This window comes from Sphingomonas sp. PWP1-2 (assembly GCF_049898305.1).
In the GTDB taxonomy this organism is placed as follows: domain Bacteria; phylum Pseudomonadota; class Alphaproteobacteria; order Sphingomonadales; family Sphingomonadaceae; genus Sphingomonas; species Sphingomonas glacialis.
Genome location: NZ_JAFCXM010000002.1, coordinates 550929 through 576708, shown reverse-complemented (window position 1 = coordinate 576708; position 25780 = coordinate 550929). Strand labels below are relative to the sequence as shown.

Sequence of the window (25780 nt, the reverse complement as noted above, 5' to 3'; positions counted from 1 at the left end):
GGGTGAGGGCAGTGGGGCGAAGGTAGAGAAAACGCCGGTCGGCAAAGCCGCCGTCGGACGGGTTCGCCACGAGGGCGACCCGCCGGCCGATTTGGGCGATCCGCTCCCGCGGACCGGCGCGCGGCACGCGCCTTCGCCCAAACGCAAACGTCCGGGCCGTTTCCGACCCGGACGCCTGCGTGACGATCGCTCGTCAGCCCCCATTTAGGCCTTCGCTGCCAGCCCTGCGGCGGCGCTGAAGGCCAGTCCCCGAACCCACGGCCGTTGCCTGTGTGTCAGTGACAAAAGCGTTACGAGCGCGTCGGGAGGTTGTCATGGGGAATGTGGCCGTTGCGAACCGATTGCGGCGCGGCTGTGGCGCTTGCGCAACAGCTGCGTCCTTGGGGCAAGCGGTTGCCAGCGCATCGGCCGCGTCCTAGAGCGCTCGCCATGATCCTCTCCCGCTATGAACGCATGATCGCCCGGCGCTATTTGCTGCCCGGCAAGGGCGAGGGGTTCATCTTCCTCGTCGCCGGTATCAGTCTTGTCGCCGTGATGCTCGGAGTCGCCGCGCTCGTCATCGTGATGAGCGTGATGAACGGCTTTCGCGCCGAGCTGTTCGACAAGATCGTCGGGCTCAACGGCCATGCCGTCGTCCAGGCGTATGGCGGCCAGATGCGCGACTGGCGTCAAGTCGTCGGGCTCGCCGAGACGACCAAGGGCGTGACCAGCGCAACGCCGCTGATCGAACAGCCGCTGATGGCGACCTATAACGGCCGCGTCGAAGGCGTGCTGGTGCGCGGGATGCGCGTGTCGGACATCCGTTCGAACAAGACGATCGGCAGCAAGGTCGTGATGGGCTCGCTGTCGTCGCTGATGCCGGGCAGCGGGCAGATCGCGATCGGCTCTGGGCTTGCCGACCAATTGGGCGCGGTCGTCGGCAGCCAGATCTCGCTGATCAGCCCGCAAGGGCAGACCACGCCGTTCGGCACGGTGCCGCGGATCGTGCAATATACTGTCGGCGCGGTCTTCACGATCGGCGTCTATGATTACGACAAGGCCTATATCATCATGCCGATGGAGGACGCGCAGACGCTCCTCATGCTCGGCGACTCGGTCAACATGATCGAGCTGCAAACGAGCAATGCCGATCAGGTCGGGCCGATCCTCGCGCCGCTTGCGAATAAGGTCGGCAAGATGGGGGTCATCCAGGACTGGCGGCAGATGAACGCGCAGCTGTTCGAGGCGCTTGCGGTCGAGCGCGTCGCGATGTTCACCGTGCTGTCGATCATCATCCTCGTTGCGGTGTTCAACATCCTGTCGTCGCTGATCATGCTGGTGCGCGCCAAGACGCGCGACATCGCGATCCTGCGCACGATGGGGGCGAGCAGGGGCGGGATGATCCGCATCTTCATGACGGTCGGCACGACGATCGGCGCGCTCGGCGTCGTCGCGGGGCTGATGCTCGGGTTCATCTTCCTCTATTTCCGCCAGAGCGTCGTCGATTTCGTCCAGCTCGTGACGGGGCAGAACCTGTGGGATCCCTCGATCCGCTTCCTGAGCGAACTGCCATCGAAGACCGACCCAGTCGAAGTCACCGTCATTGCGCTGATGGCGCTGCTGTTCAGCTTCCTCGCCACGCTCTACCCCGCGCTGAAAGCGGCGAGCACCGATCCCGTCCAGGTGTTGCGCTATGAATAATCCGGTCCTCGGCGTCACCGGGCTGACGCGCAGCTTCGAACAGGGCGGGCAGACGATCGAGGTCCTGCGCGGCGTCGACTTGCAAGTCGGCGCGGGCGAGATCGTCGCGTTGCTCGGCCCCTCGGGTTCGGGCAAGTCGACGCTGTTGCAGGCGGTCGGGCTGCTCGAGGGTGGCTTTGGCGGCTCGATCCTGATCGATGGCGAGGAGACCGCGCGGCTCAACGCCGACGGGCGCACGCGCGTCCGGCGCGACAAGCTCGGCTTCGTCTATCAATTCCACCATTTGCTGCCAGACTTCAACGCGACCGAGAATGTCGTCCTGCCGCAGATGATCCGCGACAAGACGCGCGCAGAGGCCAACGAGCGCTCGACCGCCTTGCTAACCGCGCTCGGCCTCGGCCACCGCCTGACGCATCGCCCGAGCCAATTGTCGGGTGGCGAGCAACAACGCGTCGCGGTCGCGCGCGCGCTGGCCAATCAGCCGGCGCTGGTGCTGGCGGACGAGCCGACCGGCAATCTCGACGAGGCGACCGCCGACGTGGTGCTCGCCGAATTCCTGCGGCTCGTGCGCGGCGAGGGGACCGCCGCGCTGGTCGCGACGCACAACGAGCGGATGGCGCTCAAGATGGACCGTGTCGTGCGGCTGCACGAGGGGCGCTTGGCATGAGCTGGACCGACGCGCCGACGATGATCGGGCGGCACGTCACGCTCCGCCCAACCCAGCCCGAGGACCGCGACGCGATCGTCGCGGCGGCGGCGGATGGGAAGATCAGCGAGCTGTTCTTCACCAACGTCTCGACGCTGACCGATCCCGAAGCCTTTATGGCGGCCTTGTTCAAGGAACGCGACTTCGGGCGGGCGATGCCGTTTACCGTGTGCACGCCCGACGGCCGCGTCGTTGGGCTCACGCGCTATATGCGGATGAGCGCAGGCCATAAGCGGCTCGAAATCGGCGGGACGTTCTACGCCAAGTCGGTCCAGCGCAGCGGGGTCAACACCGAGGCCAAGCTGCTGCTGCTGCGTCATGCCTTCGAGGTACTGGGTTGCAACGCGGTCCAGATCCGCACCGACTGGTTCAACAAACGCTCGCAGGCGGCGATCGAGCGGCTCGGCGCCAAGCGTGACGGGATCTTGCGCAACCACCAGGTGATGGATGGGCGGGTGCGCGATCTTGTGGTGTATTCGATCATCGCGAGCGAATGGGCCGGCGTCGAGCGCAACCTGCGCTTCCTGCTCGCGCGCAACGAAGGGACATCCGCATGACCGCGATCACCGACCTCACCGTCAAGGCCGCCGATGGCTCGCCCGTCGCTCTCTCCGCCTATGCGGGCAAGGTCTTGCTGATCGTTAACACCGCCTCGAAATGCGGGTTTACGCCGCAATATGAGGGGCTCGAGGCACTGCATCGCAAGTTCGCCGGGCAGGGCTTCGAGGTGCTCGGCTTTCCGTGCAACCAGTTCGGCGCGCAGGAGCCGGGCGATGCGGCCGAGATCGCCAACTTCTGCTCGTTGACCTATGACGTGACCTTCCCGGTGTTCGCCAAGATCGACGTCAACGGGGCGAACGCCGATCCCTTGTTCACCGAACTCAAGAAGCAGGCGCCGGGCCTGCTCGGCCTGCAGGGCATCAAGTGGAACTTCACCAAGTTCCTCGTCGGCAAGGACGGCCGCGTCGTCGAGCGCTATGCGCCGACGACCAAGCCTGCCGATATCGAGGCGGATATCGCGAAGCTGCTGTAGATTGGTTCGCGCGGAGGCGCGGAGAACGCAGAGATGGCGCGCTCCTAGCAAGCGACTGATAGACCCTCACGTTTCAGGTAGGCGCGCGCCGCGCGTTTCAGTCTTCCGCTCTGCGTCCTCTGCGCCTCTGCGCGAACAAAACTTCTTATCCTCCCCTCGACGATATCCACCGCATTTTGCGAGTCACCGCCTTCCCTGAATCCGGCGCACCCCCCATAGTCACATCCATGTCGCATTCCGGTTTCGTCCCCCTTCGTATCTTCTCCTCCTTCACCATGCTCGACGGCGCGATCGAGCCCAAGGCCATCGCCAAGCGCGCGCAGGAACTCGGTTTCCCGGCCGCCGCGCTGACCGATCGCAACGGCCTCTACGCCGCGATGGCCTATTCCGACGCGGCGCGCGCGGCGGGCGTGCAGCCGATCATCGGCGCAATGCTCGGTGTGTGTCGCCCGGGGATGCCCGAGGGCATGACGCCGGTGCTCGACTGGATCGCGCTCTATGCGCAGGACGAGGTCGGCTATCAGAACCTGTGCGTGCTCGTCTCGCAGGCGCATCTCGATCGCCCGCTCGAACTCAATGCGCATGTCGATTTCGCCGCGCTCGAGGGGCGCACCGACGGCCTTATTGCGCTGACCGCCGGCCGCGAGGGCGGGCTTGCCAAGCTGTTCGCCGAAGATCAGCCTCACCGCGCGCTGGCCTATTGCGAACGCCTCGAGACGCTGTTCCCCGACCGGCTCTATATCGAGTTGACACGGCGCGGCGACGAGATCGAGACCAAGGCCGAGAACGCGCTGCTCGACCTGGCCTATGACCGCGATCTGCCGATCGTCGCGACCAACCCGTGCTGCTTCGCCGAGCCCGGCTTCAGCGAGGCGCACGACATCCTGCTGTGCATCGCCAGTTCGACCTACATTGCCAGCGAAGACCGCGTGCGCAGCTCGCCCGATGCGTGGATGAAGCCCGCCAAGGACATGCGCGCACTGTTCGCCGATCTGCCCGAGGCGATCGACAATACGCTGGTGGTCGCGCAGCGCTGCGGCGTCGCGGCGCCCAAGCGCAAGCCGATCCTGCCGAGTCTGGCGGGTGATCCGACGGCGGAAGCGGCGAAGCTGCGCGAAGACGCGCATGCCGGGTTGGAGCGGCGATTGGATCGCATTGCCGAGCTCGCCGTCTCTGCTCCCCTCCCGCCTGCGGGAGGGGCTGGGGGTGGGCGCTCGACCTCAACAAGCGATACTGCAGCCGGAGAGCGCGAGCCCACCCCCAACCCCTCCCGCAAGCGGGAGGGGGGTGAAGAAGGGGGAGCCGAAGACTGGCGCGCCGTCTACCGCACCCGGCTCGATTTCGAGCTCGACGTTATCATCCAGATGGGCTTTCCCGGCTACTTCCTGATCGTCGCCGACTTCATCAAATGGGCGAAGGATCACGACATCCCGGTCGGCCCGGGCCGTGGCTCGGGCGCGGGCTCGGTCGTCGCCTGGGCGCTGACGATCACCGATCTCGATCCGATCAAGCTGGGGCTGCTGTTCGAGCGCTTCCTCAACCCTGAGCGCGTGTCGATGCCCGACTTCGACATCGATTTCTGCGAAACCCGCCGCGGCGAGGTGATCCGCTACGTCCAGGAGAAATACGGCCGCGACCAGGTCGCGCAGATCATTACCTTCGGACGGTTGAAGGCGCGCGCGGTGCTCAAGGACACCGGGCGCGTGCTGCAGATGGGCTATGGCCAGATCGACCGGCTCGCCAAGCTGATTCCGAACTTGCCCGCCGATCCGTGGACGCTGAAGCGCGCGCTCGACGGCGTGGTCGAGCTCCACGCCGAGTACAAGTCCGACAGCAACGTCCGCCATCTGCTCGACCTCGCGATGCAGCTCGAGGGCCTCCCGCGGCACAGCTCGACGCACGCCGCGGGCGTGGTGATCGGCGATCGGCCGCTCGCCGATCTCGTCCCGCTGTATCGCGATCCGCGTTCGGACATGCCCGTCACGCAGTTCGACATGAAATATGTCGAGGGCGCCGGTCTGGTGAAGTTCGACTTCTTGGGCCTCAAGACGCTCTCCGTGCTCAAGAAGGCGATCGACCTGCTCGCCGCGCGCGGGGTGGTGCTCGATCTCGACGCGCTCGAATGGGATGACGAGGGCGTCTACAAGCTGCTCCAGAAGGGTGACACGGTCGGCGTCTTCCAGCTCGAATCCGAGGGGATGCGGCGCACGTTGTCGGCGGTGCGGCCGTCGAACTTCGGCGACATCATCGCGCTCGTCTCGCTCTATCGCCCGGGCCCGATGGACAACATCCCGATGTTCGGCCGCCGCAAGAACGGGCTCGAACCGATCGAGTACCCGCATCCGCTGCTCGAGGGCATCCTGTCCGAGACCTACGGCATCTTCGTCTACCAGGAACAGGTGATGCAGGCCGCGCAGATCCTCGCGGGCTATTCGCTCGGGCAGGCCGACATGCTGCGCCGCGCGATGGGCAAGAAGAACCAGGCCGAGATGGACGCGCAAAGAGCCCATTTTGCCGAGGGGTGCCTGACGATCAACGGCATCAACGCCGCCAAGGCGAACGAGCTATTCGACTTGATCGACAAGTTCGCCGGCTACGGCTTCAACAAGTCGCACGCCGCCGCCTATGCCTTGCTGTCGTACCAGACGGCATGGCTCAAGGCGCATCACCCACACGAATTCTTCGCCGCCTCGATGTGCTTCGATCTCACGCTGACCGACAAGCTCAGCATCTTCGTCGACGACATGCGGCGGCTCGGCGTCAAGCTGCTGCCGCCGTGCATCCTGCGCAGCGAAGCCGACTTCACGGTGGAAGACAGCGGCGACGGGCTCGCCGTCCGCTATGCGCTCGCCGCGCTGAAATCGGTCGGCGAGGGGGCGATGGAGAAGGTCGTCGCCGAGCGCGACGCGAACGGGCGGTTCGACTCGATCGACGATCTCGCGCGCCGGATCGACCCGCGCGTCATGAACAAGCGCCAGCTCGAGACGCTCGCTGCGGCGGGCGCGTTCGACGGACTCAACGATAATCGCGCGGGGATCCTCGCTTGCGCCGAGACGATCCTGGCGACCGCCGCGCGGATCCACGAGCAGAAGACCAGCGGGCAGGGCGGTCTGTTCGGCACTGCGGAAGCATCCGAGCCGCCGATCAAGCTCCCGCTGTCGGCGCGCTGGACGCTTGCCGAGCGGATGGACCAGGAGCGCGACGCCTTCGGCTTCTATTTCTCGGCGCATCCGGTCGATCGCCACAGCCACCTCGCCAAGATGCACGGCGCACGCAGCTTTGCGACCTTGGGCGAGCTCAACATCCCCGACGACGGGACGCGGACCGGCGCGACGATGGCGGCGCTGGTCGAGGATGCGCGCTGGCGGACATCGGCGCGCGGCAAGCGCTATTTGATGGCGACGCTGTCGGATCCGTCGGGGCAGTTCGTCGCGACGTGCTTCGACGATTCGGTCGCCGCCGATCTCGAGGAAGCGGCGCGCAACGGCGGATGCGGGCTGGTGACGGTCGAGCTCGATCGCCGTCCGGGCGAGGAAACACCGCGCGTTTCGGTCAAGCGGATCCAGCCGTTCGAGGCGCTCGCCAACGATGCGCGTTTCAGCCTCGAGCTGACGATCGCCTCGCCCGCCGGCATGGCGTCGCTCGCGGCGATGATCGGCGATGCGCGCGGCGCACGTGGCGAGGTATGGGCGACGGTCGCGGTTCCCGGGGGAAATACCGCGCGCGTTCTGCTCGGCCGCGACTTCCTGCTCGACGGCGAGCTTGTCGGGCGGATCGAAGCGCTGCAGGATGTCGGCAATGTGGTGCTGCGCACCAGCGGCGCGCAGCTGTCGCTGGTGGGTTGAGCTGACATAGCGCCCTCCCGCTTGCGGGAGGGCTGGGGAGGGGAGTGGTGAGAGCGGGCAGCGACATGCCCTCCCCCGGCCCCTCCCATAAACAGGAGTGGAGTCTGGAATGCTCGGTGGAATGCAGGATTTCGAATTGCGGGTGCCGCGGCTGCTCGATCATGCCGCGCGCGAGCATGGCGGGCGCGAGATCGTCACACGCTGGGCCGACGGTAGCGAAACGCGCAGCACCTGGGCCGGCGTCGCGCACGACGCCAAACGGCTGGCGCAATCGCTCGAACGCCTCGGCATCGCCCCCGGCGACCGCGTCGCGACGCTCGGCATGAACCACGGATCGCATCTCGTCGCCTGGTACGGCACGATCGGGATGGGCGGGGTGGTCCACACCATCAATCCCCGCCTGTTCGACGAACAGCTCGTCTACATCGCCAACCACGCCGAGGACCGCGTCCTCCTCTACGACAAGCAGTTCCAGCCGCTGGTCGATCGCCTCAAGCCGCTGTGGACGAGCATCGAGCACTATATCTGCTTCGACGACGGCGCGTTCGACGCGCTGCTCGACGCGGAGGACGGCGGCTATGCCTGGGTCGAGGGCGACGAGCGCGCGCCGTGCATGCTCTGCTACACCAGCGGCACGACGGGCAACCCCAAGGGCGTGTTCTACACCCACCGCTCGACGCTGCTCCACGCGATGCACGCCGCCTCGCCCGCGGTGATGACGCTGAGCGCGCGGTCGACCGTGCTGCCGATCGTGCCCCTGTTCCACGCCGCCGCCTGGGGGCTGTGCTTCGCCGCGCCGCTCGCGGGCACCAAGCTCGTCTTCTCGGCGGTCAACGATGCCGCGGTGCTGTGCGGCCTGATGAACCGCGAGCACGTGACGCTGGCGGGCGGGGTGCCGACGGTGTGGCTCGCTTTGTTCCAGCATATCGACACGACCGGCGAGCTGCCGCGCACGCTCGAGGCGATCACCGTCGGCGGCTCGGCGGCACCGCGCGCGATGATTGCGCGCTTCCTCGATATGGGGATCAAGGTGATCCATCTGTGGGGGATGACCGAGACCTCCCCCGTCGCGACTGCCGCCGCGCCGCCAGCCAATTGGGACGAGCTGTCGCGCGACGACCAGCTCGACCTGCTCCAGAAGCAAGGCAGCATACCGTTCGGGATCGAGCTGCGCGTGCTCGACGACGATGACCGGGAGCAGCCCCGCGACGGCGTGTCCTCGGGGCGGCTGCAAGTCCGCGGGCCGTGGATCGTCCAGCGCTATTTCGGTGCGGAGGAGGACGCGGTCGACGCCGATAACTGGTTCGACACCGGCGATGTCGCCGTTCTCCATCGTGATGGCACAATGCAGATCACCGATCGCGCCAAGGACGTGATCAAGTCGGGCGGCGAGTGGATCTCGTCGGTCGACCTCGAGAACGCCGCGGTCGGCTGCCCCGGCGTCGCCGAAGCCGCCGCGATCGGGATCTATCATCCGAAGTGGGACGAGCGCCCGCTGCTGGTGGTCGTGCGCAAGCCCGACAGCATGGTGGAAGCTGCCGAGATCCGCGCGCATCTGGGCGAGCATGTCGCGAAATGGTGGCTGCCCGACGAGATCGTCTTCGTCGACGACCTGCCGCACACCGCGACGGGCAAGATCCTCAAGACCGCGCTGCGCGCCCGCTTCAAGGATCATGTGCTGGCGGGGTGAAGCTGGGCCTGCGCCTGCGAGCTCCCCTAACTCTCGCTTCCCCGGCGCAGGCCGGGGCCCAGGAGTAGAGCGAGCGAAGGCGTGCGGTGTGTTCGATGATCTCGGCAATCGCTCCTGGGCCCGGCCTTCGCCGGGGAAGCTACAGGGTTCGAGGCGACGGCCCTAGCGCGCGATCTGCACGACCTTATCCCGCGCGGTCGCCCCGCGCACCAGCGTCAGCGCCGATTTCGGGCAGCCGAGCGCCTCGGCGAGCAATCCAAGGATCGCGTCGTTGGCCTTGCCGTCCTCGGGCGTGATCGTCGTCCGGATCGAAAGCACGCGTGCCGCCCCCTCGGCAGGGAGCGCCACCGCGTTCGCGCTCGCATTGGGCGTGGCCCGGACCGCGATCTGCCCGCGCGCGTCGACCAGCGCGAGCACCGCGGCACGGTCGGGCAGGCGATGCTTGACGCGGCTCATCCGAACAAATCCCCCTGCGGCCCCGCCGGGGGGCGGAACAGGTCGCTGCGTAGCGCAATCCGCTCGACATTCATGCCATGTTTGCGACACGCGATCTGGAAGCGCGTCCGCAGCAGCTCCGCCCACGGCCCGCTGCCGCGCATCCGCGTGAAGAAACCCGGATCGTTCTCGCGCCCGTCGCGGATCGAGGCGATGATCGCCATCACCTTGCTCGCGCGATCGGGAAAATGCGCGTCGAGCCAGGCCTTGAACAGCGGCGCCACCTCCCACGGCAGCCGCACCGGAATGAACGACACCGAACGCGCACCCGCCTCGGCCGCGCGCTCGATCAGCTGTTCGATCTCGTGATCGGTGATCGCCGGGATCACCGGGGCGATCGAGACGTGCGTCGGGATCCCCGCCGCGACGAGTGCGCGCACCGCCGCCAAACGCCGCGTCGGGGTCGGCGCACGCGGCTCGAGCGTCATCGCGATCTTCGGATCGAGCGAAGTGAGCGAGATCGCCACCGCCGCCAGCCCCTTCGCCGCCATTGGCGCGAGCAGATCGATATCGCGCACGACGCGGTCGGACTTGGTGGTGATCGTCAGCGGGTGGTTGGTCTCGGCGAGCACATCGAGGCAGGCGCGCGTGATCTGCCAGTCGGTCTCGATCGGCTGATACGGATCGGTGTTGGTCCCGAACGCGATCGGCTGCGCGACATAGCCGCGCTTGCCGAGTTCGGCGCGGAGCAGCACCGCGGCATCGGGCTTGGCGAACAGCTTGCTCTCGAAATCGAGCCCTGGCGAGAGATCGTGGAAGGCGTGGGTCGGCCGCGCGAAGCAGTAAATGCAGCCATGCTCGCACCCGCGATACGGATTGATCGAGCGGTCGAAGCCGATGTCGGGCGAGCTGTTGCGGCTGATGATCGTCCGCGCACGCTCGACCGTCACGGTGGTTCGCAGGCGCGGAGTCTCGCCGTCGATCGCAAAGCTATCATCAAGCCAGTCGCCATCGGCCTTGCGCGCTGGCAGGTTGAAGCGCTGGCTCTCGCGATTGAGCGTCGCACCGCGACTGGGGCGTTTGTCGGCCATTGACGCTGTCTAGCAAGTGCACCAGAACACAACAAGAACGACGTTAGGGGGACGGACATGGCACGATTGAACTATCTCGAGCTGCCGGTGCGCGACACCGCGACCGCCAAGGCTTTCTATTCGGCGGCATTCGGCTGGCAATTCAGCGATTTCGGGCCGAGCTATGCCGCGACGACGACTGGCGATACCGAGATCGGGTTCCAGGCCGACCCGGCCGAGGCTACCGCTGCGGCGCTCGCGGTGATCGCGGTCGACGATCTCGAAGCGACCGAGGCTGCAATCCGCGCGGCAGGCGGGGAGATCACGCGCGCGGCGTTCGATTTTCCCGGCGGGCGCCGCTTCCATTTCCGCGATCGTTCGGGGCACGAACTTGCCGTCGCGCGCTACGATGGCTGACGGAGTTCCGCTGAGCGTGTCGAAGCGGTGTTGGCCCTTCAATGCGCGGAAGAAGGACAGCCCTTCGAAAGGCTCACCGTTCGCGCAGGCGCGGCATCAATTCGACGAAATTGCAGGGCTTGTGCCGAGAGTCGAGCTGGCTCGCGAGGATACCGTCCCAGCCATCCTTCACCGCGCCGGTCGAGCCCGGTAGCGCGAAGATATACGTCCCGCGCGTCACGCACGCACACGCGCGCGACTGGACGGTCGAGGTGCCGATCGTCTTGAAGCTCAGCCAACGGAACAGTTCGCCGAACCCCGGAATCAGCTTGTCGGCAACGCGCTCGATCGCCTCGGGCGTAACGTCGCGCCCGGTCACCCCGGTGCCACCGGTCGAAATGATGCAGTCGACCGCCGGATCGTCGATCCAGCGGTGCAGCGTCGCCACGAGCAGATCGGCATCGTCCTTGACGATCGCGCGCGCCGCCAGAACGTGGCCCGCGTCGGTCAACCGAGCGACGAGCGTGTCGCCAGAACGATCATCGGCCAGGCCGCGCGTGTCGGAAACGGTGAGAACGGCAATCCGGACGGGAAGAAACGTCGCGGCTTCGTCAATTGGCACTGGCGACCGCCTTGTTGGGAAGGCTCGCCGAAGCACGATAGCCGTTGCTCGAGGTCAGCCGCACCGCCGCCGCCCCGGGCAGGCCGGGGAAGCGCGGCCACATGCCCTGCGCGAGCGCCGCGCGGCTGACCGACGCCGGCTTGCCGGTTTGCGCTTCATAGACCCAGTAATTGCGCAGCACGGTGGTGACGTAGCCACGCGTCTCCCAATAGGGGATCGATTCGATATAGAGCAGCGGATCGCCGCCATCGCGCGTCTGCGCGTTCCACAGCTCGACCGGGCCGGGGCCGGCATTGTAGGCAGCGATGACCTTGGGGAGCAGTCCCTCGGTGCACCGCTGGTCGCGCAATTGCTCGAGATAGCTTTGGCCGACCTCGAAATTGGTGCCGGGCCGTGACAGCGCGCTGCGGTCGAAGCTGCGGCCTTGCTTGCGCGCGATGTCGGTCGCGGCGCGCGGCATCACCTGCATCAAGCCGTAAGCGCCCGCCGGACTCACCACATCGGTGCGGAAGCGCGATTCCTGGAGCGTGTGCGCAAACACCAGCGCCTTGTCGACGCGCCAGCCGCCATCGGGCGCCCAGTTCGGCGCGGGGAAGCGCGCCTCGAGCGGCGGCGTCGCGCCGACCGGTCCATTATGCGACAGCCACACTTGCGTTGCGGGCAAATCGAGCGCCGCCGCCACGCGGACCAGCGCAGGATATTCGGAAGGATCGCCGATCCGCGCCTGCTGGCGGATCACCGCATCGGCGAGGCCGTTCTCGCCGATCTCGACCAAGGCGGCCGCGACGCGGACGTTGGGACGACGCCCTACCTGCTGCCAGTCGCTCGTCCCCGACAGCGTTGCCGCGCGATTGGGCGCATCCTTGATGCCGAGCGCCTGGCGCGCGAGCAGGCCGTAAAAGGTCTCGCGATATTGCGCGGCGTTCTTGAGGCGGTTCTCGATCCGGTCGGGACGGCCGCACTGCATGTCGGCGCGCGCGGTCCAATAGAGCCCGGCGGCGCGCAGTTCGATATCGCTCGCACGCGCGGCGACGCTCTGGAAAAGATCGCCCGCGGCGGCGCAATCGCGCTGCCGCCACGCGGCGAGCGCACCGACCCACACCGCTTCGACCGCGAAATCGCCGTAGCCGCTGCCCGCGCGCGCCGCCATCGTGCGGGCGTTGGCGTCGTCGCCGGCAAGATAATACATCCAAGCGATCTTGCGTTGCCACTCGGTGACCGAATCCGACGACAGGCCGGGGGTCGATTCGAGCAACTGCTGGGCTTCGAAGCCGCGATCTTCCTTGATGAAGGGCTGCATCTTGAGCGCCAGCTCGACCGCAAGCATGTCGCCAGTGCCGAAGCTCTTGGCGCGCTTGCGGGCCGGTGCGCCGTCGATCCAGCGCAGCGCACGCGCCTCGGGCAAGGGTGGCAGGCCGACGCCGCCGCGCGACGCCGCCATCGTCAGGATCTGTTTGGCCTGCGGGAGCTCGGGCGCATCGGCGAGCAGCTTCATCAGCGGGTCGAGATCGGCCTTGGGCGAGCCCTTGGCGGTGAGCAGTTCGGCCTCGGCGATCGCGTGGAGCGGCCCGGGCTTGAGCGAGGCCAGGAGGAGCTGCGCATCCTGCCACTTCTGCGCGCGGATATTGGCGAACACCGCGCGATAGGCATCGCGCTGTTCGGCGTCGAGCTGAGTCGGGATGATGCTGCGCTGGCTGGTCTGGACCGACGCCATCGGCGGTTCGCCCGCTGCCTGTGCGATGCCCGGCACCGCCAGGATAAGAGCGGTGAGAAGAACCCGCTTTGCGCTCATGCGCTCAACCCCGCGATCAACATTTGTAAATCCTTCCACGCCCGGGCCTTGTCGGCCGGGCGTTCCAGCAACAGCCGCGGATGGAAACTGGCCACCACATCGACCGTTACCGCTGGCATGCCATCTTCTAGGTTAATTGGGTGTAAACTGCCGCGGGCATGTGCGACGTCCATCCCCATCAGCGCACGGCTCGGCGCATTTCCCAATGCGAGCAGCCGCATCGGCTTCACCAGGGCGACGTGATGCCGCGCAACCTCGACGATCCGTTTCTCGATCTCGGGGGCGATCCGCCCCGCGGTCGGGCGCTTGCTGCACATCGGCACGATGTAGACCGATTCGCGACTCCGCCCGATCGCGGCGAGCATCCGGTCGAACAGTTTGCCTACTGGCCCGCCGAACAGGCTTCCCGAGTCGCCATCTTCGCGATCGGGCACGTCGGTCAAAATCATGATGTCGGCGGACGGATCGCCCGACGCGCCGATCGGATCGCCGCGCCAGTCGGCTTCGGGCGCATCGTCCCCGGCGCGCCAGGTCAGGAAATCCTCGAGCGTGCGCGGCAGCGGCAGCACGACCGGTTCCGCTACGGCGGCAACGCGTGCGCGCTGCTCGGGGACGACGACAGGGGCGACCGGGGCAGCGGTCCAATCGCGCGGTGCCTCGTCGACCAGCGAATCGATGCCGGCGTCGCGCCACCATTCGAGCGCGCTCGCCGCGGCCATCCGCCAGTCGATATTTTGGTCAGCCCCCATATATGCCTATAGCTACCATGTTGACGCGAAGGTCAATTCGCTGGCACGCGCAGCAGGACAGGAAGTGCCGCGCGCGCGACGAGACCGATGCGACGGCGCCCCGGATGGAGAAGTACCGTGAGTGAAGGCGAAAACCATCGCGAGTCCATGCCGTACGATGTGGTCATCGTCGGCGCTGGCCCCTCGGGCCTGTCGGCTGCGATCCGGCTGAAACAGGTGGCGGCCGAGAAGGGCGCCGATCTCTCGGTCTGCGTGCTCGAAAAGGGCTCGGAAGTCGGCGCGCACATCCTTTCGGGCGCGGTCATCGATCCGAAGAGCCTCGACGAATTGCTGCCGAACTGGCGCGAGGACGGCTGCCCGCTTGCCGAAGTGCCCGTCACCGAAAACCACCACTGGGTGCTGAGCAAGGGTGGCAAGCGCAACCTGCCGCACTTCCTCACGCCGTCGTTCATGCACAACAAGGGGACCTATACCGGCAGCCTCGGCAATCTGTGCCGCTGGCTCGCGGGCAAGGCCGAGGAGCTCGGCGTCGAGATCTTCCCCGGCTTTGCCGCCGCCGAAATCCTCTATAACGACGACGGCTCGGTTAAGGGCGTCGCGACCGGCGACATGGGCGTCGCACGCGATGGCTCGCACAAGGGCGATTACACGCCGGGTCTCGAGCTCCACGCGAAATACACCTTCTTCTCGGAAGGCTGCCGCGGGCATCTGTCGAAGCAGCTGATCCGCAGCTTCGATCTCGCCAAGGACAGCGACCCGCAAGTCTACGGCCTCGGCGTCAAGGAATTGTGGGACATCGATCCCGCGCTCCATTCGCCCGGCCGCGTGATCCACACGCAGGGCTGGCCGCTCAGCGAGACGCACGGGTCGAACGGCGGCGGCTGGATCTATCACCAGGCCAATGGCCAGGTGTCGATCGGCTTCGTGACGTGGCTCAACTACACCAATCCGTATCTCTCGCCGTTCCAGGAGATGCAGCGCTGGAAGACGCATCCCGAGATCGCCGCTTTGCTCAAGGGCGCCAAGCGCGTCAGCTACGGCGCGCGCGCGATCAGCGATGGCGGGCTGCAGTCGATCCCCAAGCTGGTGATGCCCGGCGCGGCGCTGATCGGCGACAGCGCGGGCTTCCTCAACGTGCCGCGGATCAAGGGCACGCATACCGCGATGAAATCGGGCATGCTTGCCGCCGAGGCCGCCGCCGATGCGATCCTCAGCCAGCGCGAACATGACGAACTCGCGGCGTACCCCGCGGCGTTCGAGCAGAGCTGGGTCAAGAAGGAGCTGTCGGTCGTCCGCAACGTCGTGCCGCTGGTCAAGAAGTTCGGCGATTTCGTCGGGTCTGGGCTTGCCGGCGTGACGATGTGGCTCGAACATTGGGGCCTCAAAGTGCCCTTCACGCTCCACCACCACCCCGATCACGAGAGCCTGTGGCGTAAGGATCAGGTCCAGCCGATCGTCTATCCCAAGGCTGACGGCGTGCTGACCTTCGATCGTTTGTCGTCGGTGTTCATCTCGAACACCAATCACGAGGAGGACCAGCCGGTCCATCTGACGCTCAAGGATCCGGATGTGCCGGTGAAGCACAATCTGCCGTTGTATGACGAGCCCGCGCAGCGTTACTGCCCGGCGGGGGTGTACGAGATCGTCGGCGAGGAAACCGGCGATCCCAAGTTCGTGATCAACGCGCAGAATTGCGTCCACTGCAAGACCTGCGACATCAAGGACCCGACGCAGAACATCAACTGGGTCGTGCCCGAAGGGGGCGGGGGCCCCAACTACCCCAATATGTAAGGCGCGCCGGGCAAGACGCAGCGAAGCTGCGTCGCGCCTCGAGGCGCGCCCGGCCGGCGGCGCCACCAGCGCCGTCCGACGACGCGGATTTGCCGCGGCGCTCTCAACCGGACGAAGCGAATGATCACCGAAACCGCCCCCGCCAAGATCAACCTCGCGCTCCACGTCCGCGCGCGGCGGGGCGACGGCTATCACGAACTCGAGACGCTGTTCGCCTTCGTCGCCGATGGCGACACGGTGACGCTCGCGCCGGGGCCACTCTCGCTGGCGATAACCGGGCCGTTCTCGGAAGGCTTGAGCGGCGAGGGCGACAATCTCGTGCTCCGCGCCGCCCGCGCGTTCGCCACGGCGTTCGATCTGCCAGAGGGCGGCGCCTTCACGCTCGACAAGCATTTGCCGGTCGCCTCGGGGATCGGCGGCGGCTCGGCCGATGCTGCGGCGGCACTTCGAGCGCTCGCCCGCGCAAACGCCATCGCGATTGACGATCCAAAGCTGTTCGACATCGCCGCCGCGCTCGGCTCCGACGTTCCGGCGTGCCTGCTCGGCCGCACCGCGCTGGGGCAGGGGCGAGGCGAGCGCCTCGTTCCGCTCGATGGCCCCGCCGGAATGCCGGTGCTGCTCGTCAATCCCGGCGTCGCGGTTTCGACCGCCGCGGTGTTCAAGGCCTGGGACGGAGTCGATCTCGGCGCGATGCCCGAGGGCGATGTGCTCGACGTAGCGCTCGCCGCGCGTAACGACCTCGAGCCCCCCGCCCGCCGGCTCGCGCCCGAAATCGACGGAGTGCTCGCGCTGCTCGCCGAGGGCACGCCGCTGCTCGCGCGCATGTCGGGTTCGGGCGCGACGTGCTTCGCGCTTTACGCCACCACCGCCGAACGCAGCGCCGCCGCCGCGCGGATTCGCGCCGCGCAGCCCGGCTACTGGTGTCTCGAAACGACACTCGCGTGACGGAGCGCCGCGTCATTCTGGGACAAGCGCACGCGGGTCAGCGCCAAAACCGGCGGAAAACCGCGACTGGCGCGCAGCTTGCTGTGTTAGGGCAAGATGGGTCCGCCGCCCCCCTGCGGAGCGCCCGTTGATGGTCCATGGCTCAGCCTTGCGCCATTCCCCGGCCGGGGCGGTGACATCCATGTCATCCCCCCGGTCGTGACCATATGACCCGCCCCCACATCCTCTCCGGCAAACCCGGCGGCATCTTGCTGATCTGCGATCACGCGTCGAACGCGGTGCCCGACGGTATCGATCTCGGCATCGCGCCGGCCTTGCTCGAAAAGCATATCGCGATCGACATCGGCACCGCCGCGCTCACTCAAGCGCTTGCGGCGGAACTGCGCACGCCTGCCTTGCTCGCCACGCTGTCGCGTCTGGTGATCGACCTCAATCGTCCGATCGACCATCCCGGCCTGATCCCGCTCGCGAGCGACGGCCACGCCATTCCCGGAAATGCCACGGCAGACCGCACCGACCGGATCTCCCGCTTCTATACGCCCTATCACGACGCGCTCGCCGCGCTGATCGTCGAGACGCAGCCCACGCTCATTGCGGCGATTCACAGCTTCACGCCGCGGCTCGAACACGGCGACGGTGCGCCCCGCCCGTGGGAGATCGGCATCCTGTCGAACACAGATCGCCGCGCAGCCGACATAGCGCTACCGCTGCTCGCAGCGCAGGGTCTCGTCACCGGCGACAACGAACCCTATTCGGGTCAGCTGCTCAATGCGACGCTCGACCGCCACGGCGAGGGCAACCATATTCCCAGCCTGTCGATCGAAATCCGCAACGATCTGATAGCCGACCTCGTGGGTGTACGGCGTTGGACCGCCATCCTCGCGCCAACCTTGCGCGAAATCAGCAACAGACTTGCGTCGAGCGACCATCCTACGCAATAGGCTGTCGCATGACTCGCACCTTCGACAAATCCAAGCTCCCCAGCCGCCACGTGTCCGTCGGCCCCGAGCGCGCCCCGCACCGCAGCTATTATTACGCGATGGGAATCGCCGAGGAGGATATCGCCAAGCCGTTCGTCGCGCTTGCCTCCGCCGGCAATAACTCCGCACCGTGCAACACCACGCTCGACGCGCAGGCCGATGCCGCGCAGGCGGGCGTCATCTCGGGCGGCGGCATGCCGCGGCGCTTCAACACGATCACCGTCACCGACGGCATCGCGATGGGGCATCAAGGGATGAAATCTTCGCTCGTCAGCCGCGAAGTGATCGCCGATTCGGTCGAGCTCTCGGTCCGCGGCCATTGCTATGACGCGCTGGTCGGCTTTGCCGGCTGCGACAAGTCGCTCCCCGGCATGATGATGGCGATGCTTCGCCTCAATATCCCGAGCATCTTCGTCTATGGCGGCTCGATCCTGCCGGGCAGCTATCACGGCAAGGACGTCACCGTCGTCGACGTGTTCGAGGCGGTCGGGCAATACGCCGCGGGCTCGTGCCCGCTGCAGGAACTGATCGAGCTCGAAAAGGTCGCGTGCCCCGGCCACGGCGCGTGCGGCGGCCAGTTCACCGCCAACACGATGGCGTGTGTCGGCGAGGCGATCGGCCTGTCGCTGCCCAATTCGAACATGATGCCCGCCCCCTATCGCGGCCGTGACGAGATCGCACGCGCGGCGGGCGACCAGGTGATGGAGCTCGTCGCGCGGGGCATCCGCCCACGCGACATCTGCACGCGCGAGGCGTTCATCAACGCAGCGCGCGTCGTCGCGGCGACCGGCGGCTCGACCAACGCCGCGCTGCATCTGCCCGCAATGGCCAACGAAGCGGGGATCGACTTCGACCTGTTCGACGTGGCGGAAGCTTTCAAATCAACGCCTTACATCGCCGACCTCAAGCCCGGCGGCAAGTATGTGGCGAAGGACATGTACGAGGCGGGCGGTGTCTACATGCTGATGAAGACGATGCTCGCGGGCGGGTTCCTCGACGGCAATTGCCTGACCGTTACCGGCAAGACGCTCGGCGAGAATATCGATCAAGTCACCTGGAACCCCGACCAGAAGGTCATCTACGACGTCAAGGCGCCGCTCTCGGCGACCGGCGGCGTGGTTGGCCTGCGCGGTTCGCTCGCCCCCGACGGCGCGATCGTCAAGGTTGCGGGCATGCACCGGCTCCAGTTCACCGGCCCCGCGCGCGTGTTCGATTGCGAGGAAGAGTGCTTCGCCGCGGTCGAGGCGCGTTCGATCAACGAGGGCGAAGTGCTCGTGATCCGTTACGAAGGCCCCAAGGGCGGCCCCGGCATGCGCGAAATGCTCTCGACCACTGCCGCGCTCTATGGCCTCGGCATGGGCGAGAAGATCGCGCTGATCACCGACGGCCGTTTCTCGGGGGCGACGCGGGGTTTCTGCATCGGCCATGTCGGGCCCGAAGCCGCCGACGGCGGTCCGATCGCGCTGATCGAGGATGGCGATTCGATCCGCATCGACGCCGAGGCCGGCACGATCGATCTCGATGTCCCCGCCGATGTCCTCGCCGCGCGGAAAGCGGCGTGGCAGGCGCGCGTGAACGATTATCAATCGGGCGTGCTGTGGCGCTATGCCAAAACCGTCGGCCCGGCGTATAGGGGCGCGGTCACGCACCCAGGAGCCAGTGCCGAAACCCATGTCTATGCGGATATCTAGCGCAGCGCTGCTGCTCCTCGCGCTCGCGGCATGCGGCGAACCGCAGACCGACAAGGCGACGCTCGCCAAGGTCGAGGCCGAGCAGCGCGCGCGCCCGGACGATAGCGGCAATATCGTCTGCGCGCAGCGTGGCTCTGTCGATTTCGCGCGCGTCTGCACGGTCGACCGTACGCAGAGCGCCGACGGGCTGGTGCTGACGCTGCGCCATCCCGACGGCACCTTCCACCGCTTGCTGGTGACGCGCGACGGCCGCGGCGTGATCGCCGCCGATGGCGCCGAGAAGGCCATGGTCAGCGTGATCGGCAGCGGCGAGATCGAAGTCGCGCTCGGCGGCGATCGCTATCGTTTGCCTGCAACCGTCAAGGGCAAGGCCGCCACGGCGTCATGATTCGAAGCGACGGGCAGCCGATCGTCGGCGCGGCAGCGATGCGCGCCGTCGAGCAGCGCGCGATCGATGCCGGCACCAGCGTCGAAGCGCTGATGGAGCGTGCCGGAGCGGCCGTCGCCGAAGCTGTGCGGCGGCTTGCGGGCGGCGCACCCGTCCTGATGCTGTGCGGGCCGGGCAATAATGGCGGCGACGGTTATGTCGCGGCGCGGCTGCTCAAGGCGAACGGGACCGACGTCCGCTTGGCCGCGCTGAGCGCCCCGAAGACAGAGGCCGCAAAGGCCGCACGCGCCGGATGGGAAGGGACGGTCGAGGATTTCGCGGCGCTTGCCCCCGACGCCAGCCACGGCGCGGTGCTGGTCGATGCCCTGTTCGGCACCGGCCTCACGCGACCGCTCGCGGCGGATACGGCGGCGCTGCTCGCCACGCTGACGCGCCACGCGCATCTCGCGATCACCGTCGACGTGCCGAGCGGGGTCGATACCGATAGCGGCGCAATACTCGGGGATACCGAGATCGCCCCCTTCGCCCTGACGCTGGCGCTCGGTGCCCTCAAGCCCGCGCATGTCTTGCAACGTTCGGCGGCCTTGTGCGGCACGGTGCGCTTGCTCGATATCGGGCTCGACGCGACCGCGAGCCACGACTGGACGCTCGCGCGGCCCAAGCTCGCGCAGCCGACCCCGGCGATGCACAAATATTCGCGCGGTCTCGTCGTCGTGATCGGCGGCACGATGCCCGGCGCTGCCGCGCTCGCAGCAAGCGCCGCCATGCACGTCGGCGCCGGCTACACTGCGCTGCTCGGCGCCGCGCCCGACATGCCGCACGCGCTCGTCCAGCGCGCCTGGTCGCCCGAGGCATTGGCCGCAACGCTCGATGGCAAGACACACGACACGACCGCGATCATCGTCGGCCCCGGGCTCGGCAAAGGCGCGGACGCCGCCGACAAGCTCGAGCGCGCGCTGGCGAGCGGCTATCCCCTCGTGATCGACGGCGACGCACTCCACCAACTCGACGCCACAATGTTCGATCGCATCAAGGCGCGCGACGCCAACGCCCCCGTCATACTCACCCCACATGCCGGCGAGTTCCACGCCGTCTTCGGCGCCTATACCGGCAGCAAGATCGACGCCGCCCGCGCCGCCGCCGTACGCTCGGGCGCGATTGTCGTGTTCAAGGGCCCCGACACCGTGATCGCCTATCCCGACGGCCGCACCCGCACCGCGACCCACGCCAATCCCTGGCTCTCGACCGCCGGCACCGGCGACGTCCTCGCCGGCGCGATCGGCGCGATGCTCGCAAGCAGCGCGCTCCACCCGGTCGAGGCGGGAGTGTGGCTCCACGCCGAAGCCGCGCGACGGCTCGGCGCGGCCTTCCTCGCCGATGATCTGGCAGTAGAACTTTCCAAAGTAAGGGGCGCCCTGTGAGCGACGTCATCGTTCGAGTTGCAGCCCGCGGCGACGGCATCACCGCCGACGGCCGCCACGCTGCCTATGCCGCCCCCGGCGACACGCTGACCGCCGACAATATGGTCGTGCCCGGCCCGCACCACCAGACCCCGCCATGCCGCCACTTCCCCGTCTGCGGCGGGTGCCACCTCCAGCATCTCGACGATGCGAGCTACGCCGATTTCCTCACCGACCGGATCGCCGGCGCGCTCGCCGCGCAAGGGTTGACCGCGCCGATCCGCCCGCCCGCGCTGTCGCCCGCGCACACCCGCCGCCGCGCGACGCTCCATGCCGAAGCGAAGGGCGGGGGGCTCCAGCTCGGCTTCAGCGAGCAGGCGAGCCACGCGATCGTCGACTTGCGCGAATGCTGGATCCTGACGCCACGCTTGTTCGCGCTCGTCGCGCCGTTGCGCAAGCTGCTCGCGCGCGCGCTGAAAGGCCGCGCGCGCGTCCATCTGACCGAGCTCGACCAGGGCATCGACGTGCTGATCGAAGGCACGATCGCCGATGGCCTCGCGATCGCCGAGGCGATCACCGCCTTCTGCGGCACGAACGGTGTCGCCCGCCTCGCGATCGACGACGGGATCGGGCCGGAGACGCGCTGGGAGCCCGAGGCGGTGACGATCACGCTCGGCGGTGTCGCGGTGCCGTTCCCCGCTGGCAGCTTCCTCCAGGCGACGCAGGAGGGCGAGGCGGCGCTCGTCGCGGCGGTCCGCGAAGCGATCGGCGATGCCAAGATCAGCGCCGATCTGTTCGCCGGGCTCGGCACCTTCGCGCTGTCGCTGCCGGGCAAGGTCTATGCCGCCGAGGCGGGACGCGACGCGATCTTCGCGCTCAAGGCGGGGGCGGCGCAGGCGGGAAGGGCGGTGTTCGCCGAGCATCGCGACCTGTTCCGCCGCCCGCTGACCTCGGCCGAGTGCGACCGCTTCGCCGCGATCGTGCTCGATCCGCCCCGCGCCGGCGCGAAGGAGCAGATCGCGCAGCTGGCTGGCTCCAAGGTGCCGGTGATCGCCTATGTCTCGTGCAATCCCAGCAGCTTCGCCCGCGATGCTGAGATCCTGTCAAAAGGTGGCTACACGCTCGACTGGATCCAGCCGGTCGGCCAGTTCCGCTGGTCGACGCATGCCGAGCTTGCCGCGCGGTTCAGCCGTCAGGGATAATCCGCGCGGAGAAAGTACAGGCCGTCGGGCGGCGCATTGAGCCCGAGCCGGGTGCGGTCGCACGCGGCGAGCGCTGACGCCATGTCGTCGGGCGACCATTTGCCGAGACCAACGAGCGATAGGCTCCCGACCATCGAGCGCACCTGATGATGCAGGAACGACCGCGCCGAGGCGAACACGCTGATCCGATCCCCGTCCGCGACGACATCGAGCCGATCGAGCGTCCGCACCGGGCTGTCGGCCTGGCAGTGCGCCGCGCGAAAAGTGGTGAAGTCATGCCGCCCCACCAGATGCGTCGCGCCCTCGGCCATCGCCGCCGCATCGAGCGGCGCGGGAACGCGCCACGCCAGCCCGCGCTCGACCGTCAGTGGAGCGCGGCGGGTGACGATGCGGAATTCGTAATGCCGCCGGATGCACGAAAAGCGCGCGTGCCAGTCGTCGGGCACGACCGCGCAATCGACGATCGCGACCGGATCGGGACGGACCAGCGCGTTGAGCGCTTCCATCAGCCGGAACGGAGTGATCTCGCGCGCGACATCGACATGCGCCCGCATCCCCAGCGCATGGACGCCCGCATCGGTCCGCCCCGCAGCCTGCACCGCGACGGTCTCGCCGGTGACGGCATGGACGGCCCGCTCGATCGACGCCTGGACGCTCGCGCCATTGTCCTGCCGCTGCCAGCCGACGAACGGGCGCCCGTCATATTCGACCGTAAGCGCAAAGCGCGTCAAAGCTGCGTGCCCGCAGGGATCGTGAAACCGCGCAGCAGCTCGCCGGCGGTCATGACGCCACGCCCCGCGCGCTGGAGCAGCGTCGGCCGGATCGCGGCGTCGCTGCACGCGATCGTGAGCAGATCGTCGAGCACCACCCCGCCGTCGCCCCGGCGGAGGCCGGGCCCGCCCGATTGCTCGGATTCGCTCTCCTCATGCAGATCCCGGCCTTCGGGATGACGGATTTGCGCCGCCAGCACCTTGATCCGCTCGCCCTGAAACTCGAAGAACGCCCCGGGCACCGGATTGAACCCGCGGACCTGCCGCTCGACCGCTGCGGCGCTCTGCGTGAAATCGAGCCGCGCCTCGGCCTTGTCGATCTTGGCAGCATAGGTCACGCCGTCCTCGGGCTGCTCGACCGGCGCAAAGGCGTCGAGATCAGCCAGAACCTCCACCATCAGCCGAGCACCCATCGCGCTCAGCTCGTCGGTCAGCGCACCCGCCGTCTTGCCGTCGACCGACGTCGTATCGCGCAACAGCACCGGCCCGGTATCGAGCCCGGCCTCCATCTGCATGATGCACACCCCCGTCTGCTCATCACCCGTAAGGATCGCACGCTGGATCGGCGCCGCCCCGCGCCAGCGCGGCAGCAGCGAGGCGTGGACGTTGAGACACCCGCGCGCCGGCGCATCGAGCACCGCACGCGGCAGGATCAGCCCGTACGCCGCGACCACCGCGATGTCCGCGCCGAAACCCGCAAACTCGGCCTGCGCTTCGGCATCGCGCAGCGACACCGGCGTCCGCACCGTGATCCCCAGCGCCTCGGCGCGCGCCTGGACGGGCGAGGGGGTGAGCGCCTTGCCACGCCCGGCGCGCCGCGGCGGCTGGCTGTACGACGCGACGACGTCGTGCCCGGCATCGACCAGCGCCTGCAGCACCGGGACCGAGAAATCGGGCGTGCCCATGAAGAGTATCCGCATGCCCGCGCTTTGCGATCGGGGCTGCGCAAAGGCAAGTCCCGTCACCCGGAGCCAGCCGGGGGGGCCGCTCGATCGACCCCGGCCTCCGCCGGGGCGACGGATAGTGACGAACGCCGTTCCGCCCCCTATCTCTTGGCGATGGCCTCTCCCGAAATCGAAGCACTCACGCAAGCGCTGTCCAAATTGCCCGGCCTCGGCCCACGATCGGCACGGCGGGCGGTGCTGCATCTGCTCAAGAAGCGCGAGGGGGCGCTCGCGCCGCTGCTCAACGCTTTGATGGCGGTCGAGGAAAACCTTTCAAACTGCTCGATTTGCGGCAATATCGACACGACCAATCCGTGCGCCGTATGCGCCGACCCGCGCCGCGACGCGCGCGCGCTGTGCGTCGTTGAGGAAGTCGCTGATCTGTGGGCGCTCGATCGCTCGCGGCTGTTCCCGGGGCGGTTCCATGTGCTCGGCGGTCGGCTGTCGGCGCTCGAGGGCGTGCGGCCCGAGGATCTCGCGATCGACTCGCTCGTGCGGCGGATCGCCGATGGCGGGATCGACGAGGTCGTGCTCGCGATGAATGCGACGCTCGAGGGCCAGACCACAGCGCATTATATCGCCGAACGGATCGAACGTTTCCCGATCCGCATCACCCAGCTCGCGCATGGCCTGCCGGTCGGCGGCGAGCTCGATTATCTCGACGAGGGCACTTTGGCGCAGGCCCTGCGTGCGCGGCGGCCGGTGGCTTAGGGAGCAACGCGGTCAAGAAGATGTGGTTCGCGCAGAGGCGCAGAGAACGCGGAGAAGAAGAATGGAGAGCGATCCACGCGAAGGCGCGGAGAGCTGATTTCGCCGCGCGGCGGCCCGCGTCATCGCCAGCCGCAAATCCTGCGGCTCCCGCTGCGCGGGCGATACCCCACACGCACGCCGCCTCCGCGTCCTCCGCGCCTCTGCGCGCACCAATCTTCTTCTGCTTTCGCGCCTTTGCGTGAATCCATTCCGCAGCTGAAACCTTGACGCGCCCCCCGACCTTTCCTAGCTCGCGGGAATGGCAGTCCTAGAAATCCTCGAAGTCCCGCACCCCGGCCTCCGCGCCATCGCCAAGCCCGTCGAAACGGTGGACGACGCCGTGCGGAAAATCGTCGCCGACATGTTCGACACGATGTACGACGCCCGCGGCATCGGCCTCGCCGCGACGCAGGTCGCGATCGAGCAGCGCATCGTCGTGATCGATCTGCAGGAGACCGAAGGCGAGGGCGAAGACGCCAAGCCGGTCCGCAAGCCGCTCGTCTACATCAATCCCGAGCTGGTATCGGTGAGCGAGGAAACCTCGTTCTACAACGAAGGCTGCCTGTCGATCCCCGAGCAATATGCCGAGGTCGAGCGCCCCACCAGTTGCCGCGCCCGCTGGCTCGATGAGCAGGGTGCGGTCCAGGAGGGCGACCTTGACGGCCTGCTCGCGACCGCGCTGCAGCACGAGATCGACCATCTCAACGGCGTACTGTTCATCGACCACATCTCGAAGCTCAAGCGCGATATGCTGCTCAAGAAGCTGACTAAGATGCGCAAGGCGGCGTGATCGCCCACTCCCTCTCCCGCTTGCGGGAGAGGGTGGCCGAGCGCAGCGAGGTCGGGTGAGGGCAGTGACCGGACGCGCGTGGCACGGCCCTCACCCCGCCCCTCTCCCGCA

Annotated in this window: 23 protein-coding genes; 16 read left to right on the top strand and 7 right to left on the bottom strand. The window is 67.6% G+C overall.

The genetic code is table 11. The features are described from left to right. Window positions 1-429: 429 nt before the first annotated feature. The 6 genes from ACP7C5_RS07565 (at window position 430) to ACP7C5_RS07540 (ending at window position 8954) form a co-directional block, all read left to right on the top strand. The gene (locus ACP7C5_RS07565; RefSeq protein ID WP_189674647.1) at window positions 430-1680 is read left to right on the top strand and encodes a lipoprotein-releasing ABC transporter permease subunit; all 1251 of its coding nucleotides are present in this window, start codon (window positions 430-432) and stop codon (window positions 1678-1680) included. Beyond that, a complete protein-coding gene (locus tag ACP7C5_RS07560) occupies window positions 1673-2347 on the top strand; it encodes an ABC transporter ATP-binding protein (RefSeq protein WP_189674648.1) in 675 nt (224 codons plus the stop codon). The genes ACP7C5_RS07565 and ACP7C5_RS07560 overlap by 8 nt, the downstream gene beginning before the upstream one ends. After that, window positions 2344-2943: a GNAT family N-acetyltransferase gene (locus ACP7C5_RS07555; RefSeq protein WP_426263757.1), complete on the top strand. Its 600-nt coding sequence runs from the start codon at window positions 2344-2346 to the stop codon at window positions 2941-2943. Before ACP7C5_RS07560 ends, ACP7C5_RS07555 begins: the two co-directional genes overlap by 4 nt. Beyond that, the gene (locus tag ACP7C5_RS07550; RefSeq protein WP_426263756.1) at window positions 2940-3419 is read left to right on the top strand and encodes a glutathione peroxidase; all 480 of its coding nucleotides are present in this window, start codon (window positions 2940-2942) and stop codon (window positions 3417-3419) included. The genes ACP7C5_RS07555 and ACP7C5_RS07550 overlap by 4 nt, the downstream gene beginning before the upstream one ends. 227 nt (window positions 3420-3646) lie before the next feature. After that, window positions 3647-7264, top strand: a complete 3618-nt coding sequence (dnaE, locus tag ACP7C5_RS07545) for a DNA polymerase III subunit alpha (RefSeq protein ID WP_426263755.1) — start codon at window positions 3647-3649, stop codon at window positions 7262-7264. Window positions 7265-7373: 109 nt separating this feature from the next. Further along, complete coding sequence (locus ACP7C5_RS07540; protein WP_426263754.1) at window positions 7374-8954, top strand: long-chain fatty acid--CoA ligase; 1581 nt, start codon at window positions 7374-7376, stop codon at window positions 8952-8954. 162 nt (window positions 8955-9116) lie between these two features. Here ACP7C5_RS07540 and ACP7C5_RS07535 read toward each other — a convergent pair whose 3' ends face one another. Together ACP7C5_RS07535 and ACP7C5_RS07530 are read right to left on the bottom strand one after the other, a co-directional pair. Further along, the gene (locus ACP7C5_RS07535) at window positions 9117-9410 is read right to left on the bottom strand and encodes a DUF167 domain-containing protein (protein ID WP_426263753.1); all 294 of its coding nucleotides are present in this window, start codon (window positions 9408-9410) and stop codon (window positions 9117-9119) included. Then, on the bottom strand, window positions 9407-10480 hold the full coding sequence (locus tag ACP7C5_RS07530; protein ID WP_426263752.1) for a PA0069 family radical SAM protein: 1074 nt from the start codon (window positions 10478-10480) through the stop codon (window positions 9407-9409). Before ACP7C5_RS07530 ends, ACP7C5_RS07535 begins: the two co-directional genes overlap by 4 nt. Before the next feature lie 57 nt (window positions 10481-10537). On the opposite strand from ACP7C5_RS07530, the gene ACP7C5_RS07525 reads away from it, so the two are divergent. After that, complete coding sequence (locus ACP7C5_RS07525; RefSeq protein WP_189674655.1) at window positions 10538-10876, top strand: VOC family protein; 339 nt, start codon at window positions 10538-10540, stop codon at window positions 10874-10876. Window positions 10877-10949: 73 nt separating this feature from the next. Here ACP7C5_RS07525 and moaB read toward each other — a convergent pair whose 3' ends face one another. Genes moaB through ACP7C5_RS07510 form a run of 3 tightly spaced genes read right to left on the bottom strand, consistent with a single transcriptional unit; the run spans window position 10950 to window position 14018 of the window. Continuing rightward, entirely contained in the window at window positions 10950-11477 is a 528-nt protein-coding gene (moaB, locus tag ACP7C5_RS07520) for a molybdenum cofactor biosynthesis protein B (protein WP_426263751.1), read from the bottom strand. Further along, entirely contained in the window at window positions 11467-13269 is a 1803-nt protein-coding gene (locus ACP7C5_RS07515) for a lytic transglycosylase domain-containing protein (protein ID WP_189674657.1), read from the bottom strand. The genes moaB and ACP7C5_RS07515 overlap by 11 nt, the downstream gene beginning before the upstream one ends. Then, the gene (locus ACP7C5_RS07510) at window positions 13266-14018 is read right to left on the bottom strand and encodes a uracil-DNA glycosylase (protein WP_426263750.1); all 753 of its coding nucleotides are present in this window, start codon (window positions 14016-14018) and stop codon (window positions 13266-13268) included. Before ACP7C5_RS07510 ends, ACP7C5_RS07515 begins: the two co-directional genes overlap by 4 nt. Before the next feature lie 147 nt (window positions 14019-14165). Between ACP7C5_RS07510 and ACP7C5_RS07505 the strand changes: the two genes are divergently transcribed. The 7 genes from ACP7C5_RS07505 to ACP7C5_RS07475 all read left to right on the top strand — a co-directional run bounded on the left by ACP7C5_RS07505 (window position 14166) and on the right by ACP7C5_RS07475 (window position 22415). Further along, window positions 14166-15809, top strand: a complete 1644-nt coding sequence (locus ACP7C5_RS07505) for an electron transfer flavoprotein-ubiquinone oxidoreductase (protein WP_426263911.1) — start codon at window positions 14166-14168, stop codon at window positions 15807-15809. Window positions 15810-15929: 120 nt separating this feature from the next. Further along, on the top strand, window positions 15930-16754 hold the full coding sequence (locus tag ACP7C5_RS07500) for a 4-(cytidine 5'-diphospho)-2-C-methyl-D-erythritol kinase (RefSeq protein ID WP_322163880.1): 825 nt from the start codon (window positions 15930-15932) through the stop codon (window positions 16752-16754). A 206-nt stretch (window positions 16755-16960) separates the two neighbouring features. Continuing rightward, window positions 16961-17695, top strand: coding sequence for an N-formylglutamate amidohydrolase (locus ACP7C5_RS07495; RefSeq protein ID WP_426263749.1), 735 nt, complete (start codon window positions 16961-16963; stop codon window positions 17693-17695). 8 nt (window positions 17696-17703) lie between these two features. After that, window positions 17704-19425: a dihydroxy-acid dehydratase gene (ilvD, locus tag ACP7C5_RS07490; RefSeq protein WP_189674661.1), complete on the top strand. Its 1722-nt coding sequence runs from the start codon at window positions 17704-17706 to the stop codon at window positions 19423-19425. Then, complete coding sequence (locus tag ACP7C5_RS07485) at window positions 19412-19813, top strand: hypothetical protein (protein ID WP_426263748.1); 402 nt, start codon at window positions 19412-19414, stop codon at window positions 19811-19813. The genes ilvD and ACP7C5_RS07485 overlap by 14 nt, the downstream gene beginning before the upstream one ends. Beyond that, on the top strand, window positions 19810-21234 hold the full coding sequence (locus ACP7C5_RS07480) for an NAD(P)H-hydrate dehydratase (protein WP_426263747.1): 1425 nt from the start codon (window positions 19810-19812) through the stop codon (window positions 21232-21234). Before ACP7C5_RS07485 ends, ACP7C5_RS07480 begins: the two co-directional genes overlap by 4 nt. Further along, window positions 21231-22415 (top strand): class I SAM-dependent RNA methyltransferase, encoded by a 1185-nt coding sequence (locus ACP7C5_RS07475; RefSeq protein ID WP_426263746.1) that lies wholly within the window; start codon window positions 21231-21233, stop codon window positions 22413-22415. The genes ACP7C5_RS07480 and ACP7C5_RS07475 overlap by 4 nt, the downstream gene beginning before the upstream one ends. On the opposite strand, the gene truA is transcribed toward ACP7C5_RS07475, so the two are convergent. Both truA and fmt read right to left on the bottom strand, forming a co-directional pair. Beyond that, the gene (truA, locus tag ACP7C5_RS07470) at window positions 22406-23146 is read right to left on the bottom strand and encodes a tRNA pseudouridine(38-40) synthase TruA (RefSeq protein ID WP_426263745.1); all 741 of its coding nucleotides are present in this window, start codon (window positions 23144-23146) and stop codon (window positions 22406-22408) included. The two genes, ACP7C5_RS07475 and truA, sit on opposite strands and share 10 nt — an antisense overlap. Next, the gene (gene fmt / locus ACP7C5_RS07465; protein WP_426263744.1) at window positions 23143-24105 is read right to left on the bottom strand and encodes a methionyl-tRNA formyltransferase; all 963 of its coding nucleotides are present in this window, start codon (window positions 24103-24105) and stop codon (window positions 23143-23145) included. The genes truA and fmt overlap by 4 nt, the downstream gene beginning before the upstream one ends. A 138-nt stretch (window positions 24106-24243) precedes the next feature. Between fmt and recR the strand changes: the two genes are divergently transcribed. Continuing rightward, on the top strand, window positions 24244-24840 hold the full coding sequence (gene recR, locus ACP7C5_RS07460; RefSeq protein WP_426263743.1) for a recombination mediator RecR: 597 nt from the start codon (window positions 24244-24246) through the stop codon (window positions 24838-24840). A 298-nt stretch (window positions 24841-25138) separates the two neighbouring features. After that, entirely contained in the window at window positions 25139-25669 is a 531-nt protein-coding gene (gene def, locus ACP7C5_RS07455; RefSeq protein ID WP_426263742.1) for a peptide deformylase, read from the top strand. The last annotated feature ends 111 nt before the right edge of the window (window positions 25670-25780 follow it).